The sequence below is a fragment of the Actinoplanes couchii genome, assembly GCF_016862075.1.
Classification (GTDB): domain Bacteria; phylum Actinomycetota; class Actinomycetes; order Mycobacteriales; family Micromonosporaceae; genus Actinoplanes; species Actinoplanes couchii.
In genome coordinates, this window is the sequence record NZ_BOMG01000079.1 from 1 (window position 1) to 4855 (window position 4855).

The 4855-nt window shown below is 70.7% G+C and carries 7 protein-coding genes; 2 read left to right on the top strand and 5 right to left on the bottom strand.

What is annotated here, in order from left to right; translation table 11 throughout:
- Positions 1-284 precede the first annotated feature (284 nt).
- A complete protein-coding gene (locus Aco03nite_RS31695) occupies positions 285-788 on the top strand; it encodes a hypothetical protein (protein ID WP_203801415.1) in 504 nt (167 codons plus the stop codon).
- Between the two features lie 131 nt (positions 789-919).
- Complete coding sequence (locus Aco03nite_RS31700) at positions 920-1441, top strand: LytR C-terminal domain-containing protein (RefSeq protein ID WP_203801417.1); 522 nt, start codon at positions 920-922, stop codon at positions 1439-1441.
- Positions 1442-1568: 127 nt separating this feature from the next.
- Here Aco03nite_RS31700 and sigJ read toward each other — a convergent pair whose 3' ends face one another.
- From sigJ to Aco03nite_RS31725, 5 genes are all read right to left on the bottom strand, one after another.
- Positions 1569-2489 (bottom strand): RNA polymerase sigma factor SigJ, encoded by a 921-nt coding sequence (sigJ, locus tag Aco03nite_RS31705; RefSeq protein ID WP_203801420.1) that lies wholly within the window; start codon positions 2487-2489, stop codon positions 1569-1571.
- A 2-nt stretch (positions 2490-2491) separates the two neighbouring features.
- Entirely contained in the window at positions 2492-2965 is a 474-nt protein-coding gene (locus Aco03nite_RS31710; RefSeq protein ID WP_203801422.1) for a carboxymuconolactone decarboxylase family protein, read from the bottom strand.
- A 108-nt stretch (positions 2966-3073) separates the two neighbouring features.
- A complete protein-coding gene (locus Aco03nite_RS31715) occupies positions 3074-3244 on the bottom strand; it encodes a hypothetical protein (RefSeq protein WP_203801424.1) in 171 nt (56 codons plus the stop codon).
- Positions 3245-3315: 71 nt separating this feature from the next.
- The gene (locus tag Aco03nite_RS31720) at positions 3316-4113 is read right to left on the bottom strand and encodes a hypothetical protein (protein ID WP_203801426.1); all 798 of its coding nucleotides are present in this window, start codon (positions 4111-4113) and stop codon (positions 3316-3318) included.
- Positions 4110-4718 (bottom strand): RNA polymerase sigma factor, encoded by a 609-nt coding sequence (locus Aco03nite_RS31725; protein WP_203801428.1) that lies wholly within the window; start codon positions 4716-4718, stop codon positions 4110-4112. The genes Aco03nite_RS31720 and Aco03nite_RS31725 overlap by 4 nt, the downstream gene beginning before the upstream one ends.
- Positions 4719-4855: the final 137 nt, after the last annotated feature.

Consider the following 4855-nt stretch of genomic DNA (forward strand, 5'->3'; position numbering starts at 1 on the left):
CGGCTCGCGGCTCGCGGCTCGCGGCTCGCGCCTCGCGGCTCGCGGCTCGCGGCTCGCGCCTCGCGCCTCGCGCCTCGCGGCTCGCGCCTCGCGCCTCGCGCCTCGCGCCTCGCGCCTCGCGCCTCGCGCGAGCTTGGCGTCTGAGTTGTCTTCTGGTTGTTGCCCTCTGTTGTGGTCGTTGGCGGCGGGGCTTGGGGATGCTGTGGCTGGCTTGGTCTGTGGCGATGTCGGAGATCACCGGGGCGGCGCTGGGGGCGGAAGCAGGGCTTCGGCTTGCCCGGCGGATGCCTGTTCAGGCTGGGCTTGCCCCGTCCGAACTGGAGCGGGTCGAGGAGTCGTTCGGGGTTGAGTTCTCGGATGATCACCGGGCCTTTCTGGAGGTCTGCCTGCCGGTCGGTGGGCGTGGCTGGCCGGACTGGCGGGACGGTGACCCGGCGGTGCTGCGGGCGCAGATCGGCCGGCCGGTCGACGGGGTTCTCTTCGACGTCGAGCACAATCGGTTCTGGTATCGGGCGTGGGGCTCCCGGCCGGAGTCGACCGCGGCGGCTCTCGAAGCCGCCGGCGACCATCTGGCTCGGGTGCCGGTGATGGTTCCGGTCTACGGGCACCGGTTCCTGCCCGGCGGGCGGGGCACCTCGGGCCATCCGGTTCTGTCCGTTCATCAGACCGACGTCATCGTCTACGGGGCGAACCTTCTCGACTACCTGCACCGCGAGTTCGGGACCGAGCCCATGACCGCGGTGGACCCTGAAGTCACCGTGGCCTTCTGGAACTACTTCACCGGTTAGGGCCTGGGGTTTGCACTGAGGAACACACCGGTGCGGGTGCTTTGGTTACCTGCCGGGCCCGGAATGTGGAAAGCCTCATCGCGGGCCCTTCGGGCTGCACAGATCACCGGCGCGCGGACGTCATGTCGGACATGAGACTCACGCGCCTGCGCGCGCAACTTGTTGTCGGCCTCCTCGTCGTGTCGGCGGCTGTCGTCGTGGTGGTCGCCGTGACCCGTGACAGTCAGGCCGACGCCTCGGCCGGGCGGGGCTGCCCGCCGGGGGCCGTCCTGGTGAACACGGACCTTCCCCAGGACGCGGCCGACGTGACACTGCGGGTGCTGAACGGCACCGGGACTGCGGGGCTGGCCGATCGGGTCAGCACCGAGTTCGGGGAACGGGGCTTCCGGATGCAGGCCCCGGGCAAGAGCACGATCAGCTACGACCAGGTGGCTGTCGTCCGGTACGGGCCCCGGACCGTCGGCGCCGCCCAGTGGATCCGGGCCCATTTCCTGGGCGCGGCGGAACCGCGGTACAGCCCGGAACGGAACACCGACGTGATCGACGTCGTGGTCGGCGCCCGCTATCAGCAACTGGCCACGTTCACCGAGGTCAACCAGTCGATGGCTCAGCTGAGCGAACCGGATCTGCCCCCGGGCGCCTGTGCGGCCTGACCTGTCGTGGAACGGGGAGTGGTAGCCGGTGACGGACGCATCCGGCCCGGCGGCCGCGTTTCGGTCTGGAGGGCGGACGCGGCCGCGCGGACGGGACAGGGCTTTCGATCGGCGTACGAGAAAAGGGTTATGGATCTTGGGGTTTGAGGCCTATGTCGGAAACCGGGCCTAGGTGGCCCAGCTTGTCAGGGTTTACCACCGAGCGGACGGTGTGGACGGCGCCGTCGGTGAGGTCCAGGGACATCACCGCGACCACTCGCTCCTCCGGGTCGTGGAAGAGCGCGCCGGGGCGGCCGTTCACCCAGGCCGGGCGCACGGTCACGCCGATTTTCTCGAAGCGGCGGAACAGGCCGGCGAACAGCCGCGCGACCTGCAGCCGCCCGGTTGGTGGAGTCGCGAACGCCTGGACCTTGCCGCCACCGTCGCCGATCACCACGACGTCGGGAGCCAGCAGACCCAGCAACGCCTCGATGTCACCGCCGGACGCCGCGGCGAAGAACCGGTCGGCCAGCTCCGCCGCCTCCGTCTGCCGGGCCGGCAGCGTGCGTGGCGTGGAGCCGGCAGTGCCGATCCGCTGCCGGGAGCGGGCGAAGATCTGCCGGCAGTTCGCCTCCGACCTGCCGACCAGCGCCGCCACCTCGGGATAGCCGTAACCGAACACCTCGCGCAGCATGAACACCGCCCGCTCCACCGGCGACAGCGACTCCAGCATCACCAGGAACGCCATCGACAGCGAATCGGCCAGCTCCGCGTGCTCGGCCGGGCCCGGCTCACCGGCCGGAACCACGACCGGCTCGGGCAGCCAGGCACCCACATAGGTCTCCCGGCGCACCCGGGCCGACCCCAGATGGTTGATGCCGAGCCTGGTCACCGCCGTCGTCAGATATGCCTTCACGTTGTCGACGGCGGTGCCCGACCTCCGTGCCTTGACCAGGCCGAGCATCGCGTCCTGCACGATGTCCTCGGCGTCGCCGACCGAACCGGTCATCCCGTAGGCGATCGAGAACAGCAGCGGCCGATAGCCGGCCGCCACCGTCTCGTCCGGCATCGTCACAGCTTTTGACCCACCTGGTACCACCCGGCGGGCTGCTGCACGATCACGTTGAACCGGTTGAACGCGTTGATCGTCGCGATCGTCGCCACCAGGGCGACCAGCTGGTCCTCGGTGAAGTGCTTGGCAGCCCTCTCCCAGACCTCGTCGGGGACGCCACCGGCCGCGTCGGCGATCCGGGTGCCCTGCTCGGTCAGCTCCAGCGCCGCCCGCTCGGCGTCGGTGAACACCGTCGCCTCCCGCCAGGCCGCCACCAGGTGCAGGCGCTGGTCGGTCTCGCCGGCGTGCACCGCCTCCTTGGTGTGCATGTCGACGCAGAACCCGCAGCCGTTGATCTGGCTGGCCCGCAACAGCACCAGCTCCCTCGTCGAGTGCGGCAGTCCGGCAGCGCCCACCGCGGCGCCGGCCGCGGTGAAGTGCTTCAGAATCTTAGCGGCGACGGGGTTGTTGAAGAGATCGAGACGAGCTTGCATGACAGGCTCCTTAGCCGTGGGCCGTTGCTTGTCCTTTTAGACAGAACGGCCCTCCGGCCTGTGACAGATGCGACGGGGGTCACAATCCGGCGGCCTGCGGCGGCTTCCTCAGGGCTGCTGCGGGGGAGCGGTGGGCAGGGCGGGCTGGCTGGTCAGGGCGGGCTCGGCCGGCAGGTCGGCGTCGTCCGGTGCGGTCGGCGGGTAGATGATCCGGTTCTGTGCGGGCGAGGTCCTGGCGACCCGCTCCTGCGGGCTGACTGCGGGATAAGTGGTAGTCACGAATCGAGCCATGGCCGTACAAGTCGGCATTTCAGCTGGATGCTGAAGGATTCTGCCCGGAGCGGAGACGATCAGCTGGGGAGCGTCGGCTCGGCGTTCGTCACGACGGTCCCGTCCTTCAAGGTCAGGTCGTAGGTGATGATGAGATCCAGGTCTCCCTGAGCCGTGCGGTCGAAGGCCTGGCCCGGCCACCACACCACGTAGCGGCCGTTGTGCACCGAGGCCTCCGCGGTGAACTCGCCGGCATGGATGGTCACCGCGGCCACGTCGTCGCCCACCGCGCCGTCGGTGACCGAGGCGTCGATGAAGTCGGCGATCGCGCCCTGGGTGAACTGGTCGCCGGTCACCACCTGGGCCGGGCCGGAACCGCCTGCCGCGCCCGCTTTCACGTCGTCGACGTCGTCGCTGCCGGGTACGTTGTGGACCAGGCAGGAACCGGCCATGTCCGGGTTCTCGGTGCGGTACAGCAGCATCGCGTATTCGCCGCGCCGTTCGGACAGGACCAGGTTCGCCCTGGCCATGTCCAGGTGCGGGCTGTCGTCCAGGGCGTCGCGGCATTCCGGGCCGATCAGCTGGAGTTCGGTTTCGGTCAGGGCGGTCGGGACGGGGGTCCAGGAGGCGTACGCCACCCCACCACCGCCGGGCCACAGCGCGACCGCCGCGCCGACCGCTGCCACCCCGGCCGCCGCGGCGAGCAGGATCCGGCGGTGGCGTGGGCGGCGAACGGTGGCGTCGGGTTCGGTGGTGACGATCCGGTCCAGGACGGCGTTCGCGGCGAGGCGCTGGGCTCCGGTGACCGGCTGGGCGGCGTCGAGGCTGCTCAGGGCACTGTCGAGACGGTGGCGGGACGTGGTGCTGCGGTTGCTCATGGCCGGGACTCCATCCGGTTGGCGGGATCGATACCGAGGCCGGCCAGGGATCCGGTCGAGGTCGCGGCTGTGGAAGGCGAAGCCGCGAGGGCCGCGCTGGAAGGCGAAGTTGCGAGGGCCGCGCGCAGGGAGCGGCGGGCCCGGAGCAGACGCAGGCGGTACGAGGTGGCGGTGATGCCGAGGACCCTCGCGGCCTGGCCGGAGGTGAGGTTGTCGAAGACGGTGAGGGACAGGGTTTCCTGCTCGGCGGGGGTCAGGGCGCGCCACGCGGTGGCCAGATCGAGGCGGGCGGCCGCGGCGTCGTCCTCCGGGTCACCGCTGGCGGGTGGCGGGGCTGTTTCGGCTATCCGTACGGCCAGCGCGTCCTGCCTGCCGATGCCGCGCCGGGTGTTCAGCAGACAGTTGCGGGTGATGCCGAAGAGCCAGGCGCGGATGTCGTCGGTCTTGTCGGGGGCGGTGTCGAGGCGGCGCCAGGCGACCAGGAACGCGTCGGCGGTCACGTCCTCGGCATGGCTGGGATGGACGCGGCGCTGGGCGAACCGCAGTACCTCGGGATAGGTCTCGGCGAAGAGCGCCCGGAAACGCGCCTCCCGATCAGGTTTCACTGTCCTCACACCTTGTTCCTGTCCACCACCACGGCACCTGTTTCCAACACGGCGCAGGCTATGGGGAGCGGGCGCCACCGGCGACGAAAATCGGCGGGCGGCGGGCGGCGGGCGGCGGGCGGCGGGCGGCGGGCGGC

Bases quoted from the DNA above. Each gene is read 5' to 3' on its own strand.
- sigJ (WP_203801420.1), bottom strand. From the start codon at position 2,489: ATGCCGGACGAGACGGTGGCGGCCGGCTATCGGCCGCTGCTGTTCTCG.
- Aco03nite_RS31720 (WP_203801426.1), bottom strand. From the start codon at position 4,113: ATGAGCAACCGCAGCACCACGTCCCGCCACCGTCTCGACAGTGCCCTG.
- Aco03nite_RS31695 (WP_203801415.1), top strand. From the start codon at position 285: ATGCCTGTTCAGGCTGGGCTTGCCCCGTCCGAACTGGAGCGGGTCGAG.
- Aco03nite_RS31700 (WP_203801417.1), top strand. From the start codon at position 920: ATGAGACTCACGCGCCTGCGCGCGCAACTTGTTGTCGGCCTCCTCGTC.
- Aco03nite_RS31710 (WP_203801422.1), bottom strand. From the start codon at position 2,965: ATGCAAGCTCGTCTCGATCTCTTCAACAACCCCGTCGCCGCTAAGATT.